This is a genomic window from Bacillus sp. GW823-FHT06B01 (genome assembly GCF_058952315.1).
In genome coordinates, this window is sequence record NZ_JBXAHR010000003.1 from 537,622 (window position 1) to 564,208 (window position 26,587).

Sequence of the window (26,587 nt, forward strand, 5' to 3'; positions counted from 1 at the left end):
GATAATGTATACGGTTGTCAACCTGTTAAAATATCTTCATTCGGATATTTTATTTTTCGGTTCTTTTTACGTGCAAATGAAAAAGCCAATGTTAAAGGTCCCATTTTCCCAAAAAACATCATAAAGATGATAATAGCTTTTCCGATCATAGTTAAGTGTGGTGTGAAATTCATACTGAGACCGACAGTCCCAAATGCTGAAAATACTTCGAAAGCACTTATCAATAGAGGAACTCGCTCAGTAATACTTAAAATTAAAATAGCAAAAAAGATAAATGAAATGGAAATAATAGTGATGGTCAATGCTTTGACAATGAGAGTATCTTTAATAGATTTTTTAAAAACGACAATATCATCTTGTTCTTGTAAAAATTTAAATACCCCAAAAAACATGATTAAAAATGTTGTTAACTTAATTCCACCGCCGGTTGAAGCACTACCAGCGCCAATAAACATAAGGAGCATCATTAATAGTAGGGAAGGCTTTGATAATGCAGAAATATCAACTGTATTAAACCCGGCAGTACGAGTTGAAACCGCCTGGAAATAAGCGGCCATTCCTTCTTCAAATGGGGTAAATCCTCTCATAGAAAGGGAATTGTGGAACTCGAATATAAAAATAAAAACAGTCGCAATAATATTGACGATTAGAGTAGAAGAGAGCATAAGTTTTGAGTGTAATGTAAGGTTTTTAAAATTTTTCTTTCTTTTTATATCTACGATTACTGTAAAACCAATTCCACCTAAAATAATGAGGGAGGAAATAACGAGATTGACAAGAATGCTATGAGAATGGGACATTAAATTATCGCTCCACACAGAAAAACCAGCATTGTTAAAAGCAGAGATCGAATGAAAAAAGCTATAATAGATCCCTTTAGCAATCCCGTATTTTGGTACCCATTCAAAAGAAAGAATCAAAGTAGCGATACATTCGACTGTAAAAGAGAATAAAAATAATGCTTTGGCAAGACGAATGACACCACCAATGTTCGTTTGGTTTAACGCTTGTTGCAGTAAAATTCGGTTTTGAAGACCAATTTTTCTGCCGAGCATAATCGCAATTAAAACGGCAAAGCTCATAATGCCAAGTCCCCCTACTTGTATAAGCGTTAAAATGACACACTGTCCAAACAAAGTAAATACTTTTCCGGTGTCTACAACACCAAGCCCAGTAACAGTACAAGCAGAAACTGTTGTAAATAAAGCGTCGATCCATGAAATAGAAGTTGTTGTAGCAATTGGTAGTTTTAATAAGCATGTACCGATAACTGATAACATAATAAAAGACAAAGTAAGAACACGGGGAGGACTCATGCTAATATTAATCCGTTTCATGTCACATATCGTTCCTTTCAGTTTGCTCTTACTAGTATGTGAAAAAGCACGATTATGTATGTTAAAAATAGAAAGAGGCAGAGAATATCTGCCTCTAAGCCATAGGTTATTGTATTATCCACGTAATTGTTGTTGAGCTAAAGCGACTAGTCGTTTCGTTACTTCACCGCCAACTGAACCGTTAGAACGAGATGCTGTATTAGAACCTAAGCTAACACCGAATTCTTGTGCGATTTCATATTTAAATTGTTCAAGCGCTTGTTCTGCACCTGGAACTAGTAATTTGTTTGTTTTTACCATGTTGATACACATCCTTATGAGTAGTCCAATTCAGCTAAATACTTATCTAAACTGGTAACGTTATTTTATGTGGAAACGACGTACTCATACGCGGAAGTAATCGGTGTGATTAGAAGTTATTGGATAGAAAAAAGAGTAGCAAATTTGCTACTCTTTTTTCAGTATTGTCGCTGTACCTTCCACGACAATATCACCGGATTGATTATATATGTTTGTTTGCAACGTAATGATTTTTTTATCGTCTCGTTTTTTAATGACTTCTGCCACAACGCGAAGTGTATCACCGATTTTGACAGGAGCACGGAATGAAACGTTTTGAGATAAATAAATCGTGTTTTTGCCAGGGAGTTTCGTTCCAAGAATCGTCGAAATGAAACTGGAAACGAGCATGCCATGAGCAATACGTTCTTTAAACATTGTCGTTTTTGCAAAAGAATCTAAAATATGAATAGGATTCACATCTCCAGTTAATTTTGCAAAATTAATAACGTCCTCATCCGTAATAGTTTTTGTAAGGGATGCTTGATCACCGACTTGAATCTCATCATAACGAAGCTCCGGAACAGTTTGTGCTTCTTGAAATGGATTCATTTTGGCCTCCTTCTTTTCCATATCGAAAAATGCTAGCCATCTTGATGTAGTAGGAGGAAGAAAGAGTTTTGTTTGTGCTGCAGTTAGCTCCCACATTTTTCTTACTTGATGGAAGTAAATAAATTTTTTGAGTTTTCCTCGAACTGCTTTGCGAGTTCTAGTTGTTTGGACTTGAACTCTCCCAAAAAAACTTCTAACTGTTTTTGAACCTCTTCACGTTGTAATTGTTGTTGTTCAATAAATTGTTTTGTTGTTTCTTCAAATTGACCGCTAGTTTGAGTAAGAATAGACAAAGATGTTTTCGTAGGAGAAACAGTCAGTTGGTGCATTTGATTAGAAAGTTCATTCCATTTCCCTTGCCACTCGTTAATTTGATCATTTAAGGAGTTTCCAGTTAATTGCTTCACGTAATCTGTATATTGGTTATTGAACTGAGCAGTGAATTGTTGTAGTTCTTTTTCTAGTTCATCTACTCCTGATGTTAATTTATGCAAAGCGTCTTGTTGTTGTTTTAAAGTTTCTAAAGTAAGTTGCTCTAATTGTTTCCCAGCTGAAGAGAAGAGGGAAAGAGATTGAGACCAGTTTTTCCAAAATGCATCGACTAATTCGTATGGCTTAGTTTCCATTGTTTGACCTCCAAATGTTTTTTTGCATATTGTGAACGCAGATTACTCTGCTGTACCACCAGGTGAAGATGAAGAATCCTTTTCATCCTTTTCTGGAGAAGTAGAAAATGGAAAGAATGCATTGGTGTATAACGTAAAAAACGTCCGCAACATATTTTGATAATGTTCAAAAGAAGTTGCACATGTTGTTAAATATTGCTCTCCATATTCTGTTAAAGAATAAATTCGTTTCGCTGGCCCGCCTTCACTTGTATCCCAAGTGGAAGAAATGAGATTTTCTTTTTCTAACTTGCGCAATGTTCTATACACATTACCTTGGTCAACAGAAGAAAAGCCGATGTCCATTAGCATTTGAATGAGTTTGTAACCATGAAGACTCCAGTCTTTTAGACAGAGAAGTAAGAAAGGAACTAAGAAGTTTTTGGGCATGGAGTTTGGTTGTTTCGCTTGGTTTTTTTCCAAACTTTCTGGGTGTTCTGGTTCATTATGTAGCATGATTGTGCATCACCTCATGAATCAGTTAGATGGAATTTTTTTGCTTATAAGTGCAATTTACACCTATCTGTTTTTAATGTCAACACATTTATTGGAAAATAAAGAAAAATAAAATATAGACTTGAAGTTTTATTCAGAATATTAGAAAATAGTGAATAGGTTGAATTGTTTCAAAAACGAAAAAGGGAGTGTAGTCGAAGTGATTGATCAAAAATTCGATCCATTGCAAGCATGGAAAAATGCTTATGAACAAACCGAAACATTTTGGGGAAAAGCGCTCAATGAAACAATTAAAACAGAAGAATATTCTGCTTGGATGGGCAGCGTTCTAGATTTGAATTTGTTTTATCAAAAAGCATTAAATGATACGACAAAAAATTATTTAGAACAGGTGAATGTGCCGACGAGAGAGGATATCGCTAGAGTAGCTACGCTTGTTATCAATTTAGAAAATAAAGTTGATAACATTGAGGAAATTCTAGAAGAGAAAGTGGATTCATTAGGACAAGCTCCTACATTAAAGCGTGATGTTACGAAAGTAAAACAAGATATTCGCACGCTAGAAACGAAAGTTGATCAAATTTTAGAGTTACTAGAAAAGCAAAATGCAGTACTAGCGAAACTACAAGTACCTGCAAAAGAAGAAGTAAAACCTGCGAATAAGCCGGAAAATAAAAAATGATAATAGCGTTTGTTTATAACGTGTAAAAGGGAAAGGGAGAATCTCTTTTTCATGTATAAACAACGAAACATAATTAATATATGGACTCTATTCATATGAGTACCAAAATGATTCATAACAATCGTTCACAAATTCATTTAAGGGGGAAAAGAAATGGTTCAATTAAATGGCAAAGTAGCAATCGTAACAGGTGGGGCAAAAGGAATTGGAAAAGCAATTACAGTAGCATTAGCACAAGAGGGAGCAAAAGTAGTTATTAACTATAACAGCAGTAAAGAAGCAGCTGAAAACTTAGTAAATGAATTAGGAAAAGAAGGACATGACGTTTATGCAGTTCAAGCGGATGTTTCGAAAGTAGAAGATGCAAACAGACTTGTAGAAGAAGCTGTGAATCATTTTGGTAAAGTTGATATTCTTGTTAATAATGCTGGTATTACAAGAGATCGTACATTCAAAAAATTAAATCGTGAAGATTGGGAGCGCGTAATTGACGTGAACTTGAGCAGTGTATTTAATACAACAAGCGCGGTACTTCCATACATATCGGAAGCAGAAGAAGGAAGAATCATTAGTATTTCTTCTATTATTGGCCAAGCTGGTGGATTTGGACAAACAAACTACTCTGCAGCAAAAGCAGGTATGTTAGGATTTACAAAATCATTAGCATTAGAGCTTGCAAAAACAAATGTAACTGTAAATGCAATTTGCCCAGGATTTATTGATACTGAAATGGTAGCAGAAGTACCAGAAGAAGTACGTCAAAAAATCGTTGCGAAAATCCCGAAAAAACGTTTTGGTCAAGCTGATGAAATTGCAAAAGGTGTAGTATACCTATGCCGTGACGGTGCATATATCACAGGTCAGCAATTAAACATTAACGGTGGATTATACATGTAATGAATTGAGAAAAAAGTGCATATCCATAGCAGGAATGCACTTCTTTTTTTAGAAATAAATCGACCGAAAAGGAGATAGAAAAATGACTACATTCGTAACGGAATGGGAAAAGCAATTGGAGTTGTACCCAGAAGAATATCGTAAAGCATATCGCCGTGTGAAAAGAGCGAGCGAAGTTTTATTACGCGAACCAGAACCACAAGTTGGTTTAACACCAAAAGAAGTTATTTGGACGAAGAATAAAACGAAGCTGTATCGTTACATTCCAAAACAAGAAAAAACACAGAGAGTTCCAATCTTATTAATATACGCGCTTATTAATAAACCGTATATTATGGATTTAACTCCAGGAAATAGTTTAGTGGAATATTTAGTAGATCGTGGTTTTGATGTGTATATGCTTGATTGGGGCACATTTGGTTTAGAAGATAGTCATTTGAAATTTGATGATTTCGTGTTTGATTATATTGCAAAAGCAGTGAAGAAAGTAATGAGAACTGCGAAATCGGACGAGATTTCTTTACTTGGTTATTGCATGGGTGGAACGCTAACTTCTATTTATGCAGCACTTCATCCACACATGCCAATTCGCAACTTAATCTTTATGACAAGTCCTTTTGATTTCTCTGAAACAGGATTATACGGTCCTTTATTAGATGAGAAATACTTCAATTTAGATAAAGCGGTTGATACATTCGGAAATATTCCGCCAGAAATGATTGATTTCGGAAATAAGATGTTAAAACCAATTACAAACTTTGTAGGTCCATATGTCGCTTTACTTGATCGTTCAGAAAATGAGCGCTTCGTCGAAAGCTGGAAATTAGTTCAAAAGTGGGTTGGTGACGGTATTCCATTCCCAGGTGAATCGTATAGACAATGGATTCGTGATTTTTATCAAAATAATAAATTAGTGAAAGGTGAACTCGTTATTCGTGGACAAAAGGTAGACCTTGCAAATATTAAGGCGAATGTCTTAAATATTTCTGCGAAACGTGATCATATCGCCCTGCCATGCCAAGTAGAAGCTTTGCTAGACCATATTTCTAGCACAGATAAACAATATGTTTGTTTACCAACGGGACATATGTCGATCGTTTACGGTGGAACAGCGGTAAAACAAACATATCCGACGGTTGGAAATTGGCTGGAGGAGCGTTCTAATTAAAAATAAAAAATCCAACTAGCGTATGTTAGTTGGATTTTTTTATGGGAAATAACAAAAGATAGAAAGGAGAAATTTATATTTTAGGAGTATAATTATGAAACTTATGACTGGTAAGTTGTTTTGGAATACAGGAGTTTCTATACCTTGTTATCCATCATTAGAAAATGATATGATATGTGATGTGCTTGTAGTCGGAAGCGGAGAAGCAGGTGCTCATATAGCATATTCGTTAGCAAAAATTGGAATGCGTATTACGCTCATTGAAAAACGAGCAATCGCATGTGGTAGCACAACTGCTAATACAGGTTTACTACAATTTCTTCATGATAAATCGCTAACCTCACTTATCCATACATTTGGTGAAAAAAAGGGGGTACGAGCATATAAGCTTTGTTACGAAGCGCTACGAACAATGGAGCAAGTTGTACCGACTCTCGATATTGATCCCCAGTTTATTCCGCGAAGTAGTTTGTATTATGCAAGTAGAAATGAGGATGTATCGTTTTTACAAGAAGAATATAATACGTTACGCCATTATGGATTCCCGGTTGAATATTTTACCGATTCACATATGAAGAAGAAGTATTCATTTATAAAACAAGCAGCGTTATATACGCATGGTGATGCCGAAGTGAATCCGTATTTATTAGCGCATAGCCTTTTGCATAAAGCAAATCAAATGGGAGCTACTATACTTGAGCATACAGAGGCCATACATATAAAAAAACGCCAAAATGATTTAATTTGTTACACGAAAACAGGAAATCAAATTGTAGCAAAGAATATTATTATGGCGACAGGTTATGAAGCACTTTTCGGAAAGAAAGAAAAAAATACAACGGTGGAAACATCATATGCAGTGGTGACAAATAAGGTAGATTCATTTGAAGGCTGGCATGAACAATCATTAATTTGGGAAACAGCACGGCCTTACTTATATTTTCGAACGTATCAAAATCGTATTATTGTAGGCGGATTAGATGAAGCGATGCAAATTCAAACAATTGGTGATACGAAATTATTGCATAAGCGTGATATCCTTATTAACATTGTAAAAGAGATGTTCCCGCAGTATAAGAATATACAGGCAGAGTACTATTGGGCGGCAGCATTTGGCGGTAGTCATGATGGTCTCCCTATTTTAAAAGAAGACAAAGAGATACATAATTTATTTTACGCATTGCCGTATGGAGGTAATGGAACTGTGTATGGAATGGTATTTGCCAAATTATTTGAGCAGTTATTTACAAATAAAGAAAGTGAAGATTTTTCTTTATTTAATCGATAGAAAAAAAGGTAGCGAAGTGATGGAATGAGAGATATAAAAAAGTTTTTACAAAAATTACGTCCTGTACAACTCATTGTTTTGTTTTATTTATTAGCAGTAGTTGTATCGGTGATATTGCTTAGTTTCCCGTTTGTTACGAAGTCTGGTGTGAAATGGACATTTATCGATGCCCTCTTTACATCTGTTAGTGCGGTAAGTGTTACGGGACTGTCTGTTGTTACGATTTCAGATACATTTACTACGGCAGGAATTATTATGTTAGCCCTTATTTTACAATTAGGTGGCTTAGGAATTATGGCACTTGGTACATTTGTTTGGATTATAACGGGGAAAAAGATCGGTTTGCAGAGAAGAAGACTCATTATGGCAGACCATAATCAAGGGAATTTATCAGGCCTTGTAGAACTGATGCGTTCTATTTTAATTGTAATTATTTCGATAGAACTTATCGGAGCGATACTATTAGGTACAAGATTTCTACTTTATTTTCCAACTTGGCAAGAAGCTTATTTTCACGGTTTCTTTGCCGCTGTTAGTGCAACTACGAACGGCGGATTTGATTTAACTGGACAATCATTAATTCCGTACAAAAAAGATTATATTGTGCAAATGATTCATATGTTACTTATTATTTTAGGAGCGATTGGCTTCCCGGTGTTAATGGAAATAAAGCAATTCTTTAGTAAAAGGCGACAGCAACTATTCCGCTTTTCGTTATTTACAAAATTGACGACAACAACATTTTTTGCCCTCGTTATCGTTGGAACCATTATGATTTTTTTACTAGAACGAAATCAATTTTTAGCAGGAAAGTCATGGCATGAAACAGTTTTCTATACATTATTCCAATCTGTGACGACGCGAAGCGGTGGACTTGCTACAATGGATATACGTGAATTGTCACAACCGACGCTTTTATTTATGAGTATATTAATGTTTATAGGGGCATCTCCAAGTTCGGTTGGGGGCGGAATACGTACAACAACATTTGCTGTTAGTATATTATCGTTATACACTTTTGCAAGAGGCGGAAGAACGGTTAGAGTCTTCAAACGCCAGTTACATGAAGAAGACGTGCTAAAAGCATCTGTCGTTATGACGATGGGGATTTTATTATGTGCCACAGCACTCTTTATTTTATCTATTACGGAAAATGTACCGCTTATGAGTTTAATTGTTGAAGTGTGTTCTGCTTTCGGAACGACAGGGCTATCGACAGGTATTACGCCAGATTTAACAACTGTTGGTAAACTTGTACTCATTGTACTTATGTTTATTGGGCGTGTCGGTATTTTAACATTTATACTGGCTAGTGGGGGAAGAGAACAGCCACCTCGCTATAAATACCCGAAAGAGAGAATTATTATTGGATAGTATGAAACCATTCTACCTATGTGAGGTAGAATGGTTTTTTAGTCGTTAATGCCAAATTGCGGATGCATAAAAGCCTCATTCTTATTATCCACTTCTTTTTTTAGCAACTCTTGATTTTCTTCTGAAATCCACCCAATATCATTTGTAGGATGAATCCATTCTTCTCCAGCCATAATGGCAGGGTCTACTTCATCAGTCCAATTGTGAAGTGGACTATTCTCGGAATCATATTTACTGTCTCCGATTACGACGTCATATTGATTTATGAAAGGTTGTTGCATCTTCTTTCCTGTTCCTTTAAAAGATGGGAAATTCATTTGATGCGGGAGCGTTTCATCTAAAATTGGTGACTGGATTTTATCTTTCTTCTTCAAAATAATCGCCCCTTTTCTAATGTTTTTTTCATAGGTAGTATTTCCATCTAGCGGCTTTATGTACTTGTTAACACTTGCCAGTAATAATTATTTAATGTTGTTTCAAACTAGAGTAGAAAGTGAATTCTTGAGAGCAGGTGAATGTATTGGTAAAAAGAAAAGTAAAACAAAATGCGGCAATCAACAATAATAAAACTCCGAAAGAAAGCTTACCAGATGCAGAATTTGCATTAGAGTATGAAGGAGAAAATAGCGCGAAGTATGCAAATCGTAATTCAAAAAAAGGTAAACAAAAATGAGGCGTTTTTTACAAACGCCTCATTTTTTTGTGGGATTATAAAGGTTTTTTTAATTATTTGTAAATTTAGTGTTCATTATTAGCAGAAAAATGCGAAAAAACATAGAAGTAGCAACGTATTACACAAAAACAAACAACAAACAAAAGATTAATGTTGGTTTAATACTGCTTTTACACTAGTTGTTTATATTAGAGTTGTACATAAGATTTATAAAAGGAGAGAGAGACAGTGAAAAAAACAATCTTTAAAGCTGTAGCAACTGGAATGGTATTTTCGTTATTAATGGGGTGTGGTGCAAAGAAAGAAGAAAGTGCTGGGGCAAAAGTAAAGGATGATAAATTATCTGGATCATTAACTGTTTACACAGCGATTGAAGAAGAACTTGTACCAATTTATCTTGATTCTTTTAAAAAGAAATATCCAGATGTGAAACTGAACATTGTTCGTGATTCAACTGGAGTTATTACAGCGAAATTGCTAGCTGAAGGAAAAAATACACAAGCAGATGTTGTATGGGGAACAGCAGCGTCTAGTCTATTAGCTTTAGATAAAAAAGATATGTTAAAAGGATACTCTCCAAAAGGAGCGGATCGTGTTCTTCCGCAATTTAAAGATGATAAGCAACCAGAAAAATGGGTAGGTAATACGGCATTTATGACGGGGATTGCTATAAATAAAGAAGAATTAAAGAAGAAAAATTTACCGATGCCAGAATCATACGAAGATTTAACGAAACCAGAATATAAAGGAACGCTTGTTATGCCACATCCAGCTTCTTCTGGGACAGGATTTTTAACAGTTTCTGCATGGTTACAAATTATGGGTGAAGATAAAGGCTGGGATTACATGAAGAAACTTCATGATAATATGGCAACTTATACTCATTCAGGTTCAAAACCAGCGAAATTAGCAGGCGCAGGTGAATATCCAGTTGGCGTATCAATGGTTTATAGTGCTTTGAAAGAGAAACAAAAAGGTGCACCAGTTGAAGTTGTATTGCCGAAAGAAGGATTAGGTTGGGAAGTAGAAGCGAACGCACTTATTAAAAAAGATAATGCAAAAAATGAAAAATTAGCGCAAGCATTTTTAGATTGGGCAATTACTGATGATGTAATGAAGTTATACTTCGAGAAAAATGGATTCGCGACAATTAAAAATGATTATAAACTTCCAGATGGATTCCCTAAAGATGTGACAGAAAAGTTATACAAAAAGAATGACTTTAAATGGGCAGCAGAAAATCGTGACAAAATTTTAGAAAAATGGGAAAAAGAGTTTGGCCAAAAAGCAGAACCGAAAAAGTAAGTGAGTGGGAGAGAGAAAAAATGAGCGAATATTTATCAATTCAACACATTCAAAAACAGTTTGATGCATTTACAGCGTTAAAAGATATTTCTTTTACTGTGAAAAAAAATGAGTTTGTATGTTTATTAGGCCCAAGTGGTTGTGGGAAAACAACATTGCTTCGAATTTTAGCAGGGCTAGAAGAGGCAACAACAGGTAGTATCGCTGTGGATGGAAAAGATATTACAGCATTACCTCCTGGAAAGAGGAATTTCGGAATGGTGTTTCAATCGTATGCATTATTTCCGAATTTAACAGCACTTGAAAACATTGAATATGGCTTAAAGACAAAAAAATATGGAAAAGCAGAAGTAAAAGAGAAAGCGCTAGAGGCGTTAGAACTTGTAGATTTGCTGAATGTAAAAGATAAATATCCTGCTCAAATGTCTGGTGGACAACAGCAGCGAGTAGCACTTGCACGTGCGCTCGCTCTGTCTCCGGATATTTTGTTACTCGATGAGCCATTATCTGCTTTAGATGCAAAAGTGCGTGAAAAGTTACGTAGAGAAATGCGTGATTTGCAAGAAAAAGTAGGAGTAACAACTATTATGGTTACGCATGATCAAGAAGAGGCATTAACGATGGCCGATAAAATTGTTGTAATGAATCATGCGGAAATTATGCAGATTGGCACACCAGAGGAGATTTATCAAAGACCAGCCAATCCATTTGTGGCAGATTTTATTGGTTCTATTAATTTCTTTTCGAAAAACGATGAAGAACATGCAATTCGTCCTGAGCATGTAACAGTTGTACAAAAGGATGGTATTAAAACGGTTGTGGAAAGCATGGAATTTCGCGGATCTGTATATCGGACGGAAGTGCGGGTCGTAGAAGAAAAAACACATCTTTATAACGAGAAAATTGTAGTGGATATATTGGCATCAGAAGTAGAAGCAACCGCAATTAGAAAAGGAAAGCCGATTCAAATCTCTTTCTCAGAAAATCATATGTTGTCATATGGAAAGAAGGTCATTGTATAGATGGAGATGTTAGAAGATTTTAAGGTAGAAAGTACGAAAAAAAAGATTAAGAGACGTATCGGTAAAGAAGAGTGGATACAAAGACTATTAATTATTGGTATGCTTCTCGCGTTTTTGATCATGCTTGTATTACCTCTATTACAATTGTTTTCACAAGCTTTTTATGATAAAGATGGAGCTTTCATTGGTGTTGCGAATTTCAGTAAATATTTCACAACACCAACGCTAGTTCAATCATTACAAAATACGATATGGATTTCGGGTGCGACAACAATTATTGCAGTGACACTTGCTTTCGCTTACGCCTATACGATCGCTCGTACGAATGTGTTTGGAAAGCGTGTATTTCAATATATTGCGTTGTTACCATTATTCGCACCAACGATGATGCATGGTATCGCACTTACATATTTATTTGGTAATCAAGGGTTAGTAACGAAAGGAATGTTTGGTTTGTTTGAAGGGATACAAATCCCTTTATATGGACCAGTAGGAATTGTAATGGCTGAAGTCATGTATACATTTCCGCAAGCATTTCTTATATTATTAATTGCTTTTCAAGGCTCTGATTATCGTTTATATGAAGCTTCTAATATGTTAGGAGCGAGTAAAACAAAGCAATTTTTCACTGTTACTTTACCTAGTGTAAAGTACGGATTAATTAGTGCGATGTTCGTTGTGTTTACACTTAGTTTCACTGATTTTGGGGCACCAAAAATTGTTGGTGGGCAATATAATGTACTTGCTACTGACGTATATAAGCAAGTAATTGGGCAGCAAAATATGCCGATGGGTGCAACTGTCGGAATGATTTTATTAATCCCAGCTATATTTGCCTTTGCAGTTGATCGCATTACGCAAAGAAAGCAGGCGAATCTCTTATCTTCCAAATCAGTACCTTACAGAATAATAAATAATAAGAAACGAGATGTTATTTCGTTCGTATATTGTAGCGTAGTAACGCTTATGATCATTCTATTATTTGTGGCAGTTGGTATTGCTGCAAGTGTGAAAGTATGGCCATATAATATGAGCTTTACATTTGAGCATTTTAATTTTTCCAGTTTAACAGGAGATGGACTTGAAGCATTTAAAAATAGCGTAATTGTTTCAGCAATTACTGCGGTTATTGGAGCGGTTTTAACATTTATGTTCGCTTATGCGATTGAGAAAATAGATCAGCTACAATTTTTCCGAAAAGCAGGTTACTTTTTCTCTATCGTCCCTTTAGCGATACCAGGTTTAGTACTTGGGTTAGGCTACGTCTTCTTCTTTAGTCAACCAACAATACAAATCTTTGGACTTTCCGTAACGAATCCGTTCCATTCTCTATACGGAACAATTGCTGTGCTAGTACTAGTCAATATCATTCATTTTTATTCTGTAACATTTGTTACGGCAACGACAGCTTTAAAGAAATTAGATCGAGAGTTTGAACTTGTTTCACAGTCGATGGGGATACCGTTTTATAAAACATTTTTTCGAGTTACGGTACCGATGTGTTTACCAGCCATTTTAGAAATGGTAATGTACTACTTCGTAAATTCAATGGTAACTGTCTCAGCAGTTGTATTCCTGTATGCAGCTGATTTTAAACTAGCTGCCGTATCAATTGTAAATATGGACGATGCAGGAAATGTAGCACCAGCAGCTGCAATGAGTGTACTTATTGTTGTTACAAATATTGTAGTGAGAGTTGTATATGAATGGGGAACGAAAGCACTTCGTAACCGAACGTCACAATGGCAAAAAAGATAAAGTGAAACTTTAATCAGTGGGGGGGTGTTCCTCCCCCACTGATTATTAGTTGAACCAATCGGGCGTTTACGGGCAGTTGATCTCCCACTTAACTTTTTTGCTCCAGCCGAATTTTGAGGGGGAAATCTTACTGCCCGTTAACGCGGGATAAATAAGAAGGGTGATGGATTGGATGAAAGTAGAAGCAGTTATTTTTGATTGGGCAGGTACAACAGTTGATTACGGATGTTTTGCACCACTGGAAGTATTTATGGAGATTTTCCATAAACGTGGTGTGGCAATTACTGCAGAAGAAGCCCGTAAGCCAATGGGATTATTGAAAATTGATCATGTTAGGGCATTAACAGAGATGCCTCGTATTGCGAGTGAGTGGAATCGTATTTTCGGACAATTACCAACAGAAGCAGACATTCAGGAGATGTATGAAGAATTCGAAAAGATTCTCTTCGCTATTTTACCGCGCTATGCGTCGCCGATTAATGGAGTAAAAGAAGTGATTGCTTCTTTACGTGAAAGAGGAATTAAAATTGGTTCAACGACTGGTTATACGAGAGAAATGATGGATATTGTAGCAAAAGAAGCAGCACTACAAGGGTATAAACCTGATTTTCTTGTAACACCAGATGATGTTCCAGCAGGTCGTCCGTATCCGTGGATGTGCTATAAAAATGCGATGGAGCTTGGTGTATATCCAATGAATCATATGATAAAAGTTGGAGACACAGTATCAGATATGAAAGAGGGAAGAAATGCTGGTATGTGGACAGTGGGTGTAATTCTCGGCAGTAGCGAACTCGGCTTAACTGAAGAGGAAGTGGAGAATATGGATCCGGTAGAACTTCGTGAAAAAATAGAAGTAGTTCGCAATCGTTTCGTTGAAAATGGGGCGCACTTTACGATAGAAACGATGCAGGAACTCGAAAACGTAATGGAACATATCGAGAAACAAGAACTTATTATTTCATAAAAGGGGAATAGGATCATGACTGAAAATCACTATTTATTATTAACGCCTGGACCATTAACAACAACCAAAACAGTAAAAGAAGTTATGTTATACGATTGGTGTACGTGGGATGCTGAATATAACAAAATGGTACAAGAGGTAAGAGCTAAGCTTGTATCGTTAGCAACGAAGGAAAAAGAGACATATACAACTGTTCTCATGCAAGGAAGCGGTACGTTTTCAGTTGAAGCAGTGATTGGATCTGTCGTTCCTAAAAATGGAAAGCTGCTCGTATGTACAAATGGTGCGTATGGTAAGCGAATTGTACAAATGGCAGAGATGTTACATATAGATGTGGTGGTCAGTCAAACAGAAGAGTGGGAGCCCACTAATATTGCAGCAGTAGAAAAGATATTGCAACGAGATAAAGAGATTACACATATTGCAGTTGTTCATTGTGAAACAACAACAGGTATTATCAATCCAATTGTAGATGTATGTAAATTAGGGAAGCAATACGGAAAAGTAACACTGGTTGATGCAATGAGTAGTTTTGGTGGTATTGAAATAGATATCGCTGAGTTGCAAATTGACTTTCTAATTAGTAGTGCGAATAAATGTATTCAAGGGGTTCCTGGATTTGGCTTTGTTATTGCGAAGCGCGATGAATTGGTGAAATGTAAAGGGCAGGCACGTTCATTATCATTAGACTTATTTGATCAGTGGGAAACGATGGAACATCAAAATGGGAAATGGCGTTTTACGTCACCTACACATGTTGTACACGCTTTTTATCAAGCACTACTTGAATTAGAAAAAGAGGGCGGAGTAGAAGCACGTTACAATCGATATTATAACAATCAAAAAATATTAGTGAATAGAATGAGAGAAATCGGATTTAAGCCACTAGTAGATGAAAAATATCAATCGCCTATTATTACATCCTTCATTTATCCAGAAGAGGGGTTCGATTTTGGGCAGTTATATAATGAATTAAAGTGTGATGGGTTTGTTATTTATCCAGGTAAAATTTCAAAAGTAGATACATTCCGCATTGGAAATATCGGTGATGTACATGAGGCAGATATCAATCGCTTAGTTGATAGTATCGCTAAAGGAGTTGTTATAGGTTGAAAGTATTTTGCTTAGGTGGAGCAGGTAAAATTTGTCGTGAAGCAATTTTAGATTTAGTGCAATTTTCATCTTTTGAGGCGATTACAGTAGCTGATTTTAATGAAGAAGAGGGCCTGAAAGTAGTAGAATGGCTCAACGATCCTCGTGTTGATTTTGTGAAAGTAGATGTAACGAATCACGAGGATACGGTTGCAAAAATGAAAGGTTATGACATTGTAATGGACGGTACGACAATTAAGTTAAATGGATTGTCTACTCGATGTATTGCAGAAGCAGGTTGTCACGGTGTGAATTTGAATGGATTTGGTGAAGAAAATGAATTTCATTCTATATTTGCTCAAAATGAAAAAACGTGTTTACCTGGTTTTGGTATGACGCCAGGTGTAACGCAAATGATGGCAATGCATGCAGCAAATCAGCTAGATACTGTAGAGTCAGTACGTGTAAGTCATGGCTCGTACCGTCCAATTGCTTTTTCTGCATCAATTACAGAAACAACGACATATGAATATGATCCACATTTACCATCGCGTACAGTATATGAAGATGGTGAGTTTAAGCAAGTACCGCCGTTTGCGCGTCCGAGAGAAATTGATTTACCGGCGCCTTATGGTAAGGAAACGCAGTATATAATACCGCATTCTGAAACGATTACGTTAGCAAAAGCACTAGAAAATAAAGGGGTCAAACTGATAGAGACGAGAGGAACTTGGCCAAAGCAAAATATGCAGCTCGTACGTGCTTTATATGATTATGGTATATTGCGTAATGATCGAGTTGACATAAATGGGAAAGAAATTGGCATTATGGATTGTATTTCGAAGTATTTATTGCAATCGAAAGAAGGGCAAGAAACAGAAATTTACGGTTATGCGCTTCATGTAGAAGTAATAGGTATGAAAAATAATGAGAAACAAAGGCACGTATTATATCATACACACCCGTTATCTGATGGTTCTGTTGTAGGATGGGAAAAATTAAGAGCTTATACGAGAAACGTCGGTATTCCATTTGGGATTGCTACAGAGTTAATCGCAAAAGGGAGTGTAAACAAAGTTGGTGTTGTGACACCGGAGGAAGCTTTTGTAAATCCACAAATTATTTTTGATGAACTAAAAAAGCGTGGTATTCATATTCATGAAGAAGTTTTCACTGAAAAAGAAAGTTATAACTTTGTATAAGTAAGGCAGTGTATGAGGTAGAAATCAATGGGGTGAATCTATGTCTGTAGTAGGTGAAGAAAGAAAGCGAACCATTCTTGAGAAGGTAGAGTTTAAAGGGAAAGTAAAAGTTTCAGAGTTAGCGAGAGAGTTTGCTGTATCAACAGAGACGATTCGTCGTTATTTAGAAGAATTGGATCGTGAAAAGAAGTTGAAGAAAGTGTATGGCGGAGCCGTCCAACTTCCGGGAGCTGGAATAGAGGCACCAATGTTAGAACGAGAGATGCTGCATATAGAAGAGAAGAAGAGAATTGGGTATAAAGCAGCAACGTTTGTGGAAGATGGAGATGTGATTGCGATTGATGATGGAAGTACACCACTTCAAATGGTGCCATATCTTGTTCATCGTAAAAATTTAACGATTGTAACAAGTTCATTTCCAGTAGCTACACAATTAATTTCTTCTATTAATAAAAAGATGTTTCACGGTGAAGTTTTATTTATTGGTGGAAAAGTCTCTCCAAAGCATTCACGTGTGTCAGGGTCTATTTCGCAGCAAGTAATCCAGCAATTTCATTTTCATAAAGCATTCGTTTCGATTGATGGATTGTTACCTGGTTTTGGGGTTTCTAGTTTTGAATTAGAAAAGGCGAAACTGTCAGAAACGATGCTGAAATTAGCGGAGAAAACATATATTTTATGTGATCATACAAAAGTAGGGGTAAAAGGAAATTACCGAATAGCAGCATTTTCACGTATTCAACATGTAATTTGTGATAAGAAAATGCCCTATAGTTTTGAAGAGGAAGTCAAAAAGCATAATATTCAATGGACAATTTGCTAAATAAATTGAACTCCCACCTGTTTTTGAGGTGGGAGTTTTACTGTCCGCAAATAGCGGGATAAAAGATTTGTATGTATGCAAAAAGTGGACACATTTTCTCATCTCTTTCATATAATTTACCAATACAAAAAAAGTTGGTCGAAGGAAAGAAGGGAGAAGCATGTCAGAACGGATATATAATAAACTTGTATTGTATGCAAATATTTTGCAAAAAATTGGTTTTATTAATGAAAAAGAAAAAAGTGAAATTCTTCATACGCTAGGTAAAAAGGCCCTTTGATTAAAGGGTTTTTTTATATTTTATCTTTGGAAATATAAACCTAATGTAATATTATCATTTATTTTTATAATTGATAACATTTATCAATTGTAAAAATTATGTATGATAGAGGATATTATTTTGAAAAAAGTTATATTAAGGCGCTAGTAGTAGCCACAACATTAGCAATTCCATTTGCTATATACTCTACTCCAGCATTAGCAGCACTAAAAGCTGAAGCAAACCAGTCGGTGGCAACAGCTAGTGAACGTACATACGATACTGAGATTAAAATATATGCCAAATTTAAAATCTTTAACAGTTGCGAATGCGAAGATAACAGATCCGTTGTTCTTTGCGCATTTAAAGCAATTAAATCATTTAGTTTTACGTGGTAATGAATTTTCAGATGTAACACTACTTGTTAAGATGGATAATTTAGCATCGCTTGATTTGAGTAATAATAAAATTACAAACGTTGCACCACTCATTGAAATGAAAAATGTAAAAAGTTTATATCTATCAGGCAACCAAATAGAAGACGTAACAGCATTAGCGAAAATGGAACAACTAGATTACTTGAATTTAGCAAATAATAAAATTACGAATGTTGCTCCATTAAGCGCGTTAAAAAATGTAACATACTTAACTTCAGCAGGTAATCAAATTGAAGATATTAAACCGTTATATTCATTACCTTTAAAAGACTTAGTATTAACGCGTAATAAAGTTAAAGATTTATCGGGTATTGATCAAATGAAGCAATTAAATAAATTATTTATCGGGAAAAATCAAATTGAAGATGTGACACCACTTGCTAAAATGACTCAGCTTACAGAAGTAGATTTACCTAATAATGAGTTAAAGGATATTACTCCATTATCAAATCTAGTAAACTTACAAAAACTTGATTTAGAAGCAAATTATATTTCAGACTTATCGCCAGTTAGTAGGTTGAATAAGTTAGTATATTTAAGTTTTGTTGCAAATGAAATCCGTGATGTTAGACCAGTGATAGAACTAAGTAAGAAAGCTTATATTAATGTTCAAAACCAAAAAGTCTTTTTAGAGGATACAGAAGTAAATAAAGAAGTAAAAGTACCTATATACGAAAAAGACGGTGAGGTATCTACAAAAATCCGTCTGAAGAGTGATGGTGGTACGCATAGTAATGGTGTAGTGAAATGGAGTACACCAGGTGAGAAAGTATATGAATTTGGAGTGAAAGATCCATTTAATGATACAGGTATTTTCTTCACTGGTTCTGTGATTCAAAAGGTTGTAAATGAAAAAGTAGCTGAAGAAGTAATAGAGTTTAAAGATGTACCAAAAGATCATTGGGCAGAAGGCTATGTGAAAGCTTTAGCGGATAATAATATATCAAAAGGTGATGGAAAAGGAAACTTTTTAGGTGATGATTTCGTAACACGTGAACAATATGCACAGTTTTTATATAATGCAATAAAGAAATAAAAGATGAGAAAATACGTTATTCTTTGATTTAAAAAGAATAACGCATTTTTATGTACAAAATGAAATAGGGAATAGACAGAAGTATAGATATATGGATGGCCCATTTTAAAGAAGAGCTATGAAACTATATTGACAAAAAGGCGTTATCATGTGATAATTCAATTAAATTTTTAGAATAATCAAAAAATACTCCTTTTACATAGAAAGGATTCGAACATTATATAAATATTATGCCGGGGGTGACGAAATGTTATTTTTTCTAAAAAAATGGAATGAATTAAAAGATGTGAAATCTGAATTGGCACTTCGTGATTGGTTTTATGGTACAAAAATTAGTTTATCACTCTGTACGTCAAAAGAGCCATTAACTTTTTTAATAAACGTTGAGGGAAGAGATAAAGGGTTATTTTCAGAAGAAGACTTTATTGTTGTTAATTGTATGTGTGAGCCAGTATTTGAAAATGAAGAAAAACCAGCTGCAGAATCGTTTATGCATGCGGATATTTATAAAAAAAGTAGTGCAGAATGTATTTTACAAGTGCAGACTGTAGATAGTCATTTAATATCAGAGTTATATGGAGAAGAAGGGGAAGTAACATTCGATAAACGTAGTGTGGAACGTGTTTTTGGAAAAGAAGGTATAACAGAAATGACAATTCCCATTGTAGAAGATGAGAAGAAATTTGCTGATTTATTAGAAAATAATGTACCGAATTTTATTGAAGGTGGAGGAGTAGTTCTTGTTCATAATTATGGCATGATTGTGTGGGGGAAAACTCCAGAAGAAGCGAAAAAATGGCTAGAGGGTATAGAATATTTAATGAATTATCATGTAAAGTTGTTAATGATAAAAGGTGCAAAGAGCTCTGTTATATAAAATGTTTGTGATGTCGTTACAAGTCAATAAAAAATGAAAGCGTTTTAAAAATAATTTCACTCATAAAATATAGGTCTCCTTATTATATATAGATTACATGTTGACATGTAAGGAGGAACATATTTTGCGAGTTAAATATCATTTTCTGCCAAAACAGCAAGTAACATTTTGCAAAATGAATGATTCAGGTGAAGAGGCTTTGCACATTATGAATGAAACGGGATTTCGAGCAATCCCTGTATTAGCAGAAGATGAAAAGAAATTCATAGGGATTATTTATAAAGTAGATCTTTTAGAAAAGAAGTGTAATAGCGGATTAGAGAAATTAAGTGCGGAACATATGCTGGGGGATTCCTCCGCATTTATTTTTGAAAAGGATTCTTTTTTTAGAGCATTTTATGTTATTCGTCGACTTCCATTTTTAGCTGTGCTAAATGACTATAATGAATTTGTCGGTATCTTAACGCATTCCAATATATTTGATGTTATTGAAGATTCATTCGGTATGCGGACGGGTGGTTATATATTAACAATTGCAACACAAGATTGTAAGGGAACGATTAAAGAACTTGGGACATTGTTGAAAGCATTTAATATCGGTGGATTATTTACACTAGATAATGGTGATCAATATATTCGCCGCGTTATCGTAAATATAGCAGATGAGTTAAATGAAAAAAGATTAAAGCAATTAATCGAAAAAATAGAGAAAAAAGGATTCAGGGTGAGTCATGTAGATTATATTTAAGGTGAAAAGGAAAGGTACCAATTTGCTATATGCAGATTGGTACCTTTTTAGTGTGAGTAATGAATCTTATTTTGAAACAGGAGGTGGAGATAGTGCTAAATCAGATAAAAAAATAAAATCTGCATGCGCGCGAATGTTAGGAATAGAAGTTTCTATAACACGTGATGTAATTTCACCTGGAGGTCCAACGTGTCCAATAGCTACCATAATCGGTTTTTCTTGAAGTTTTTTAATAAGTAATTGGGCTTGTTTTGAAATATGTGCCGCTGTATACACATCATCAAAAAATAATTGATTTTCAATAATAGGCACTCCTAATTCTTTCCCGATTTTTGGGACAACACTCTTAGGATTTGTTTTGCTATCTAAATAAAATAAACCGTGTTTTTTACAAGCTGCAAGTATAAGTCGTACAATTCTTTCGTCCGCGGTCACTTTTGATCCCATATGATTGTTCATGCCAATTGCATGCGGTACTTCTTGAATCGCTTGTTCGAGTCGGTTATTTATTTCTTCGTCGCTTAAATCAGTTGTAATTGCTTTTGGTCCAAGCCATTCTTTTTTACCTTTAATAGGTTCCATTGGCATATGTATAATAACTTCGTGCCCTTTCTTATGAGCCGCTATCGCATCTTCCTTTGTGGAAGGGAGAAAAGGCATAACGGCAACAGTCAGTGGAATAGGAAGTGATAACATTTTATCAGTCCCCTTCATATTATTGCCGAAGTCATCAATGACAATAGCGACTTTGTTTGTATGGGCCTTTGCTTGAACAGGAAACAAGAAGGATGGTAAAAACATAGTAAATATAAGTAATGCAATCGTATATTTGCGCATATAAATATTTCCTTTCTATTTTATCCCGCTATTTGCGAGCAGTGAGGAATGGACAAAATCCCCAATGATTAAATTTCACTTTATCAATCATCATTATGTTTTGCGTTTTTATATAAATTAAACAAAAAATGTCGAAGAAAAGTATATGGAAAATAGAGAATCCGCTATTTAATTGGTATTTGTAAAAAAAGAAGATGAAAAAAATGTCTATTATTGCGAATGTATTTACAAAGATAGAATAATTTGTAATAATTCTCAAAGTGAGGGTAAAGATTTGTAAATTACAGGGAGAAAATGTTAAATTTTCTGATTCTTCAAATTCAAATATGATTAAGTAGTTAAAAGGCCGATGGAGAAGTAAAGTCGAGAGCACGGAAGTATAATAAGGGGGATATGGATGTTTACTGTAAAAAGGAAGTACACATTAGAAAAGCTTTCACGTGATATTCATATGAAACGTGAAGAAATGATTCAATTAGGTTTAACAAGTGGGTTAAATAGTATGGAGACAATTCAAGTGAGTCAAGAATTGGACAAGCTTATTTTACAGTACCAGTGTTATAAAGAAAAACAAACACCAAAATGGTTATCAATTATAAAGGTACCTATTTTTCAAATTGGGTATGAAGGGAAATCAAGTAATTTTTGGCGAATGCTTGTGGCTGGTTTTATGAAATAAGTATAATTACCCTTTTGGGATAAGGATAATTATACTAGGTGTAACGGAATTTCGATATGAACTGTCGTTCCTTCATTTTCTATACTATCAATAAAAATATGCCCATTGTACATCTCTACAATTCGTTTACATATGACAAGTCCAAGACCGGTTCCAGTATCTTTATTAGTAAAGAACGGATGAAAGAGGTGTTTTTGAATATGTTTCGGAATTCCTTTTCCAGTATCTGTAATTTTCAATTGTGCGTGTGTCTCATTGTTTGTTACGGAAATGGTCAGTGTGTCACCAGAATTCATGGCTTCAATTGCATTTTTTGTAATGTTTAAAACCACTTGTTTCATATGGTCTTTTGAGCAACGGATATGAACAGGATGGTCTGGCAAATGTAAATGGAATACAATGTTATGTAGATTCGCCTCAGATTGAATAATTAATGCTACCTCATTTAGAATGGTTCTCACATCATATGTTTGTTCAATGATAGCAGTTGGCTTTCCAAGAATAAGAAATTCGCTTACAATTTCATTAATCCGTTCTATCTCTTGTTCGATGACGGAAAAATAAAACTGATCTTGTTCATCTTTATATTTCTCTTTTAATAGAGCGACGAGCCCTTTAATTCCGGTAAGAGGATTACGGATTTCGTGGGCTGTACTAGCTGCAAAAGTTCCAACCAATTCAATTTTTTGTAGTTCATTTTGTTGTCTTTCCAGTTTTGATTGACGTTTTAACAACATATATTGAGCAAGTAAAAATAAAATAGACATTAAAAATAAAGTAGCTATACACTCTATTGCAACCCACTGATATAAAGTTTTTTGATGGATAGGCAATGGAGAAACAGAGACCTTCCAATTTAATCTTTGGAGTGGGGTAGTAAGCATATTAGAATGCGCATCACTTGTTTCGTTATTATCATCGGTGAGAAAAACTACATCATGTTTATCAGTTACTTCAAAATGATATTGTGGCTTAATGGCATTTAAAGATGCTGAAATGTAGTCAAAGCGTAAACTTGCTAACAATAAGCCTGAGATTTCCTTCTGTTTATTGAAAATGGGAGAAGCAATCATAATAGCTTGATGTCCAAGAACACGATCTGTAATGGCTGATGATACAGTTGTTTTCTTCGTTTGCAATACGTCTTGAATATATTTGCGATCTGAGACATCAACAGGTGGTCGGTCGCCTTCGGATGCGATTGTAATGATGCCTTCTGATGTAGCGTAATATAAACCAGAAAAACGTGTATCGTTTCCATCTGTATCATGTACAATTTGTTTAACTCCATTTATATTTCCAGTCTCGGTTCCTACGACCTTTGAGAGCATTTCTAATGCGGAAATTGCTTCACCAAGGTGATGATCTAAATAGTCTCTATATAAAAAGAGAACCGTGTGAGCAGATAGTTTGTTTTCCTGCTTCATTTTATACGAATGATATGAATAAAATGTAGCACCAATTCCTATCGTTGGTAGGATAACAAGCACTATATATAAAACTATGCTGTGGAATTTGACTTTCAAATTTGGTACTCCTTCTTTTTTATTATCATTATATATAAACTATGTTAAAATTGTCATGTTTTTATTCAAGAATCATTCATAATATATTTGGGGAGAGGAAATGAATGAGTGAATACTCATTCGGAATTTACATGAAGTACTAAGTTGTTTTTTCTTTTTATTACTGAGAATTTAAGTGAAGGGTTGAAAGTTGTATGACATCAAATAATGAACGAGAAGATATTTCTCAATCTTTAAAAGTATTTATTGCATTATCTCGTGTACATCGTTCTGTTATGGATACTACAAATAAATCTATACAAAGTAACGGGCTAAATCCAACTGAATTTGCTGTATTAGAACTGTTATATCATAAAGGCGGTCAACCACTTCAGCAAATTGGTGAGCGTATTTTAATAGCTAGTGGCAGCATTACATATGTTGTAGATAAGCTAGAGAAAAAGGGGCTAGTAAAGAGAATTCCGTGCCCGAATGACAGACGTGTTATTTATGCACAACTAACTGAATCTGGAGAGAGCTTTATTGCTTCTATTTTTCCAGGGCATGAGCAAGTTATACATCAGTCTTTTGAAATGTTAACGAAAGAGGAAAAGGATGAATTACTTGCTCTATTAAAAAAGATTGGAAAATATGAAAAATAATAGTATGTTCCAAAAGAGCTTTGGATAAAGAAATCCAAGGCTCTTTTGTTTACATGTAATTATGACAGCATCTGCCGTATTTTGTTGAAGAATAAGAGGAGATTTGTAAGTAAGCATTGAATTATAGTAAGGATGCACATAATGGAGAGGAGGCTAGTTCATGTCATTTAAAGACTATGAATATAAACGGCCAAATATTGAAGAATTAAAAGAAAAGTTTACTGTTGCTTTAGAGAAGTTTGATAATGTAAAAACTGTAGAAGAACAAAAACAAGTCATCAATTCAATTAACGAAATTCGCAACGACTTCGGTACAATGGGGAATCTTTGTTACATTCGTCATTCTGTTGATACGACAGATGCTTTTTATAAGGAAGAGCAAGATTTCTTTGATGAATTCTCTCCAGTTGTACAAGGATATGGTACAAAGTATTATAATGCGTTAATTCATTCTCCATTCCGTGAAGAATTAGAAGCGTATTATGGAAAGCAATTATTTGCTTTAGCGGAGTGTGATTTGAAAACATACTCTGATGAAGTTGTGAAAGATTTACAATTAGAGAATAAATTGTCTTCACAATATACGCAGTTATTAGCATCTGCAAAAATTGACTTTGCAGGAGAAGAAAGAACGTTATCGCAACTGATTCCATTTATGCAAGGGAAAGAAAGAAATGAACGTAAAGTAGCAAGTGAGGCATATTACGGATTTTTAGCTGAGAATGAGGAAGAGTTAGATCGTATTTATGATGAGCTTGTTAAAGTGAGAACGAAAATCGCCAAATCTTTAGGTTTCAAAAACTTTGTTGAACTTGGATATGCAAGAATGTACCGTACAGATTATAATGCGGAAATGGTGGCGAATTATCGTCAGCAAGTACTTGATTATATCGTTCCCGTTACAACGGAATTAAGAAAGCGACAACAAGCACGTATCGGTGTAGAGAAGTTAGCATATTACGACGAAAACTTTGAGTTTGCTACTGGTAATCCAACTCCAAAAGGAGATGCGGATTGGATTGTTAATCATGGGAAAACGATGTATAAAGAGTTATCGGCTGAAACGGATGAATTTTTCAATTTCATGCTAGATAATGATTTATTAGATTTAGTTGCGAAAAAAGGAAAAGCTGGTGGCGGATATTGTACATATATTGAGAATTATAAAGCGCCATTTATTTTCTCAAACTTCAACGGAACATCTGGCGACATTGATGTATTAACACATGAAGCTGGTCATGCTTTCCAAGTATATGAAAGTCGTAAGTTTGAAATTCCAGAATACAATTGGCCAACGTATGAAGCATGTGAAATTCATTCTATGAGTATGGAATTCTTTACATGGCCATGGATGAAGTCATTCTTTGAAGAAGATGCAGATAAATATTATTTCTCTCACTTAAGTTCAGCACTTCTGTTTTTACCGTATGGTGTATCTGTTGATGAATACCAACATTATGTATATGAAAATCCAGAAGCATCACCAGAAGAGCGAAAGACAGCATGGCGTAATATAGAGAAAAAGTATTTGCCGCATCGTGATTATGAAGATAATGATTATTTAGAGCGCGGTGGATTCTGGCAACGTCAAGGACATATTTATAGCTCGCCGTTCTACTATATCGACTACACATTAGCACAAATTTGCGCACTGCAATTTTGGAAACGTGCAAGAGATAATAGACAAGAGGCATGGGAAGATTATGTGAATCTGTGTCAACAAGGTGGAAGTAAATCATTTTTGGAATTAGTAGAAGTTGCAAATTTAACATCACCATTTGCTGAAGGCTGTGTGAAAAGTGTCATTACAGAAATTGAAGCATGGCTACGTGCGATTGACGACACAAAATTGTAAAAAACATGCGCTTTTTTTCACATGTTTAACATCGACATAAAGAGAAAATGATGAGATAATAAAAGAAAAGAAAATTCAGAATACTAAAGAGG

Annotated in this window: 26 protein-coding genes and 2 pseudogenes; 20 read left to right on the plus strand and 8 right to left on the minus strand. The window is 35.0% G+C overall.

From position 1 onward, the window contains the following. Nucleotides 1–17: 17 nt before the first annotated feature. The 5 genes from AC1Q8N_RS15920 to phaQ all read right to left on the minus strand — a co-directional run bounded on the left by AC1Q8N_RS15920 (nucleotide 18) and on the right by phaQ (nucleotide 3,349). Nucleotides 18–1,337: a TrkH family potassium uptake protein gene (locus AC1Q8N_RS15920; RefSeq protein ID WP_048545032.1), complete on the minus strand. Its 1,320-nt coding sequence runs from the start codon at nucleotides 1,335–1,337 to the stop codon at nucleotides 18–20. A gap of 114 nt (nucleotides 1,338–1,451) precedes the next feature. Beyond that, nucleotides 1,452–1,637 carry an alpha/beta-type small acid-soluble spore protein gene (locus AC1Q8N_RS15925; RefSeq protein WP_000241212.1) on the minus strand — a complete coding sequence of 62 codons (186 nt, stop codon included), beginning with the start codon at nucleotides 1,635–1,637 and terminating at the stop codon, nucleotides 1,452–1,454. Nucleotides 1,638–1,784: 147 nt separating this feature from the next. Beyond that, on the minus strand, nucleotides 1,785–2,228 hold the full coding sequence (locus AC1Q8N_RS15930) for a MaoC family dehydratase (RefSeq protein ID WP_001067917.1): 444 nt from the start codon (nucleotides 2,226–2,228) through the stop codon (nucleotides 1,785–1,787). A gap of 101 nt (nucleotides 2,229–2,329) precedes the next feature. Next, nucleotides 2,330–2,854: a polyhydroxyalkanoic acid inclusion protein PhaP gene (phaP, locus tag AC1Q8N_RS15935; RefSeq protein ID WP_000448583.1), complete on the minus strand. Its 525-nt coding sequence runs from the start codon at nucleotides 2,852–2,854 to the stop codon at nucleotides 2,330–2,332. A gap of 42 nt (nucleotides 2,855–2,896) precedes the next feature. Continuing rightward, nucleotides 2,897–3,349, minus strand: a complete 453-nt coding sequence (phaQ, locus tag AC1Q8N_RS15940) for a poly-beta-hydroxybutyrate-responsive repressor (RefSeq protein ID WP_000903018.1) — start codon at nucleotides 3,347–3,349, stop codon at nucleotides 2,897–2,899. Between the two features lie 199 nt (nucleotides 3,350–3,548). On the opposite strand from phaQ, the gene phaR reads away from it, so the two are divergent. The 5 genes from phaR to AC1Q8N_RS15965 all read left to right on the plus strand — a co-directional run bounded on the left by phaR (nucleotide 3,549) and on the right by AC1Q8N_RS15965 (nucleotide 8,758). Next, complete coding sequence (gene phaR / locus AC1Q8N_RS15945; protein ID WP_000566954.1) at nucleotides 3,549–4,031, plus strand: polyhydroxyalkanoic acid synthase subunit PhaR; 483 nt, start codon at nucleotides 3,549–3,551, stop codon at nucleotides 4,029–4,031. Nucleotides 4,032–4,184: 153 nt separating this feature from the next. After that, complete coding sequence (locus tag AC1Q8N_RS15950) at nucleotides 4,185–4,928, plus strand: acetoacetyl-CoA reductase (protein ID WP_000250411.1); 744 nt, start codon at nucleotides 4,185–4,187, stop codon at nucleotides 4,926–4,928. Nucleotides 4,929–5,010: 82 nt separating this feature from the next. Continuing rightward, entirely contained in the window at nucleotides 5,011–6,096 is a 1,086-nt protein-coding gene (gene phaC, locus AC1Q8N_RS15955; protein WP_000206842.1) for a class III poly(R)-hydroxyalkanoic acid synthase subunit PhaC, read from the plus strand. A gap of 94 nt (nucleotides 6,097–6,190) precedes the next feature. Then, nucleotides 6,191–7,384 carry an NAD(P)/FAD-dependent oxidoreductase gene (locus AC1Q8N_RS15960; protein WP_431096780.1) on the plus strand — a complete coding sequence of 398 codons (1,194 nt, stop codon included), beginning with the start codon at nucleotides 6,191–6,193 and terminating at the stop codon, nucleotides 7,382–7,384. A gap of 24 nt (nucleotides 7,385–7,408) precedes the next feature. Further along, the gene (locus AC1Q8N_RS15965) at nucleotides 7,409–8,758 is read left to right on the plus strand and encodes a TrkH family potassium uptake protein (protein WP_001204694.1); all 1,350 of its coding nucleotides are present in this window, start codon (nucleotides 7,409–7,411) and stop codon (nucleotides 8,756–8,758) included. A gap of 38 nt (nucleotides 8,759–8,796) precedes the next feature. On the opposite strand, the gene AC1Q8N_RS15970 is transcribed toward AC1Q8N_RS15965, so the two are convergent. Continuing rightward, on the minus strand, nucleotides 8,797–9,132 hold the full coding sequence (locus tag AC1Q8N_RS15970; protein ID WP_000725963.1) for a DUF3905 domain-containing protein: 336 nt from the start codon (nucleotides 9,130–9,132) through the stop codon (nucleotides 8,797–8,799). A gap of 146 nt (nucleotides 9,133–9,278) precedes the next feature. Here AC1Q8N_RS15970 and ykzP point away from each other — a divergent pair, with 146 nt between their 5' ends. The 12 genes and pseudogenes from ykzP to cbpA all read left to right on the plus strand — a co-directional run bounded on the left by ykzP (nucleotide 9,279) and on the right by cbpA (nucleotide 20,957). Next, the gene (gene ykzP / locus AC1Q8N_RS15975; protein WP_000240799.1) at nucleotides 9,279–9,431 is read left to right on the plus strand and encodes a protein YkzP; all 153 of its coding nucleotides are present in this window, start codon (nucleotides 9,279–9,281) and stop codon (nucleotides 9,429–9,431) included. A gap of 228 nt (nucleotides 9,432–9,659) precedes the next feature. After that, a complete protein-coding gene (locus AC1Q8N_RS15980) occupies nucleotides 9,660–10,736 on the plus strand; it encodes a putative 2-aminoethylphosphonate ABC transporter substrate-binding protein (RefSeq protein ID WP_000750887.1) in 1,077 nt (358 codons plus the stop codon). Nucleotides 10,737–10,756: 20 nt separating this feature from the next. Further along, on the plus strand, nucleotides 10,757–11,758 hold the full coding sequence (locus tag AC1Q8N_RS15985) for a putative 2-aminoethylphosphonate ABC transporter ATP-binding protein (RefSeq protein WP_048545027.1): 1,002 nt from the start codon (nucleotides 10,757–10,759) through the stop codon (nucleotides 11,756–11,758). Beyond that, nucleotides 11,759–13,516, plus strand: a complete 1,758-nt coding sequence (locus AC1Q8N_RS15990; RefSeq protein WP_141501639.1) for a putative 2-aminoethylphosphonate ABC transporter permease subunit — start codon at nucleotides 11,759–11,761, stop codon at nucleotides 13,514–13,516. Between the two features lie 172 nt (nucleotides 13,517–13,688). Next, nucleotides 13,689–14,483: a phosphonoacetaldehyde hydrolase gene (gene phnX, locus AC1Q8N_RS15995; protein ID WP_048545023.1), complete on the plus strand. Its 795-nt coding sequence runs from the start codon at nucleotides 13,689–13,691 to the stop codon at nucleotides 14,481–14,483. Nucleotides 14,484–14,498: 15 nt separating this feature from the next. After that, on the plus strand, nucleotides 14,499–15,596 hold the full coding sequence (gene phnW / locus AC1Q8N_RS16000; protein WP_000138234.1) for a 2-aminoethylphosphonate--pyruvate transaminase: 1,098 nt from the start codon (nucleotides 14,499–14,501) through the stop codon (nucleotides 15,594–15,596). Beyond that, entirely contained in the window at nucleotides 15,593–16,777 is a 1,185-nt protein-coding gene (locus tag AC1Q8N_RS16005) for a saccharopine dehydrogenase family protein (RefSeq protein ID WP_048545019.1), read from the plus strand. The genes phnW and AC1Q8N_RS16005 overlap by 4 nt, the downstream gene beginning before the upstream one ends. A gap of 40 nt (nucleotides 16,778–16,817) precedes the next feature. After that, complete coding sequence (locus tag AC1Q8N_RS16010; RefSeq protein ID WP_048545017.1) at nucleotides 16,818–17,600, plus strand: DeoR/GlpR family DNA-binding transcription regulator; 783 nt, start codon at nucleotides 16,818–16,820, stop codon at nucleotides 17,598–17,600. A 378-nt stretch (nucleotides 17,601–17,978) separates the two neighbouring features. Beyond that, nucleotides 17,979–19,227, plus strand: a pseudogene (locus AC1Q8N_RS16015) (leucine-rich repeat domain-containing protein); the annotation flags it as partial. 6 nt (nucleotides 19,228–19,233) lie between these two features. Then, nucleotides 19,234–19,332: pseudogene (locus AC1Q8N_RS16020) on the plus strand (S-layer homology domain-containing protein); the annotation flags it as partial. Nucleotides 19,333–19,579: 247 nt separating this feature from the next. Then, a complete protein-coding gene (locus AC1Q8N_RS16025; RefSeq protein ID WP_048545015.1) occupies nucleotides 19,580–20,209 on the plus strand; it encodes a class II aldolase/adducin family protein in 630 nt (209 codons plus the stop codon). Between the two features lie 124 nt (nucleotides 20,210–20,333). After that, on the plus strand, nucleotides 20,334–20,957 hold the full coding sequence (cbpA, locus tag AC1Q8N_RS16030; RefSeq protein WP_048545012.1) for a cyclic di-AMP binding protein CbpA: 624 nt from the start codon (nucleotides 20,334–20,336) through the stop codon (nucleotides 20,955–20,957). A 66-nt stretch (nucleotides 20,958–21,023) separates the two neighbouring features. Here cbpA and AC1Q8N_RS16035 read toward each other — a convergent pair whose 3' ends face one another. Beyond that, a complete protein-coding gene (locus tag AC1Q8N_RS16035; protein WP_046958227.1) occupies nucleotides 21,024–21,794 on the minus strand; it encodes a divergent polysaccharide deacetylase family protein in 771 nt (256 codons plus the stop codon). 397 nt (nucleotides 21,795–22,191) lie between these two features. Between AC1Q8N_RS16035 and AC1Q8N_RS16040 the strand changes: the two genes are divergently transcribed. Continuing rightward, nucleotides 22,192–22,473, plus strand: coding sequence for an aspartyl-phosphate phosphatase Spo0E family protein (locus tag AC1Q8N_RS16040; RefSeq protein ID WP_000495532.1), 282 nt, complete (start codon nucleotides 22,192–22,194; stop codon nucleotides 22,471–22,473). A 29-nt stretch (nucleotides 22,474–22,502) separates the two neighbouring features. On the opposite strand, the gene AC1Q8N_RS16045 is transcribed toward AC1Q8N_RS16040, so the two are convergent. After that, nucleotides 22,503–23,999 carry a DUF3149 domain-containing protein gene (locus AC1Q8N_RS16045; RefSeq protein ID WP_098047505.1) on the minus strand — a complete coding sequence of 499 codons (1,497 nt, stop codon included), beginning with the start codon at nucleotides 23,997–23,999 and terminating at the stop codon, nucleotides 22,503–22,505. A gap of 194 nt (nucleotides 24,000–24,193) precedes the next feature. Between AC1Q8N_RS16045 and AC1Q8N_RS16050 the strand changes: the two genes are divergently transcribed. Both AC1Q8N_RS16050 and AC1Q8N_RS16055 read left to right on the plus strand, forming a co-directional pair. Continuing rightward, nucleotides 24,194–24,640, plus strand: coding sequence for a MarR family winged helix-turn-helix transcriptional regulator (locus AC1Q8N_RS16050; RefSeq protein ID WP_000203344.1), 447 nt, complete (start codon nucleotides 24,194–24,196; stop codon nucleotides 24,638–24,640). A 160-nt stretch (nucleotides 24,641–24,800) separates the two neighbouring features. After that, nucleotides 24,801–26,495, plus strand: a complete 1,695-nt coding sequence (locus AC1Q8N_RS16055; protein ID WP_075308615.1) for a M3 family oligoendopeptidase — start codon at nucleotides 24,801–24,803, stop codon at nucleotides 26,493–26,495. The last annotated feature ends 92 nt before the right edge of the window (nucleotides 26,496–26,587 follow it).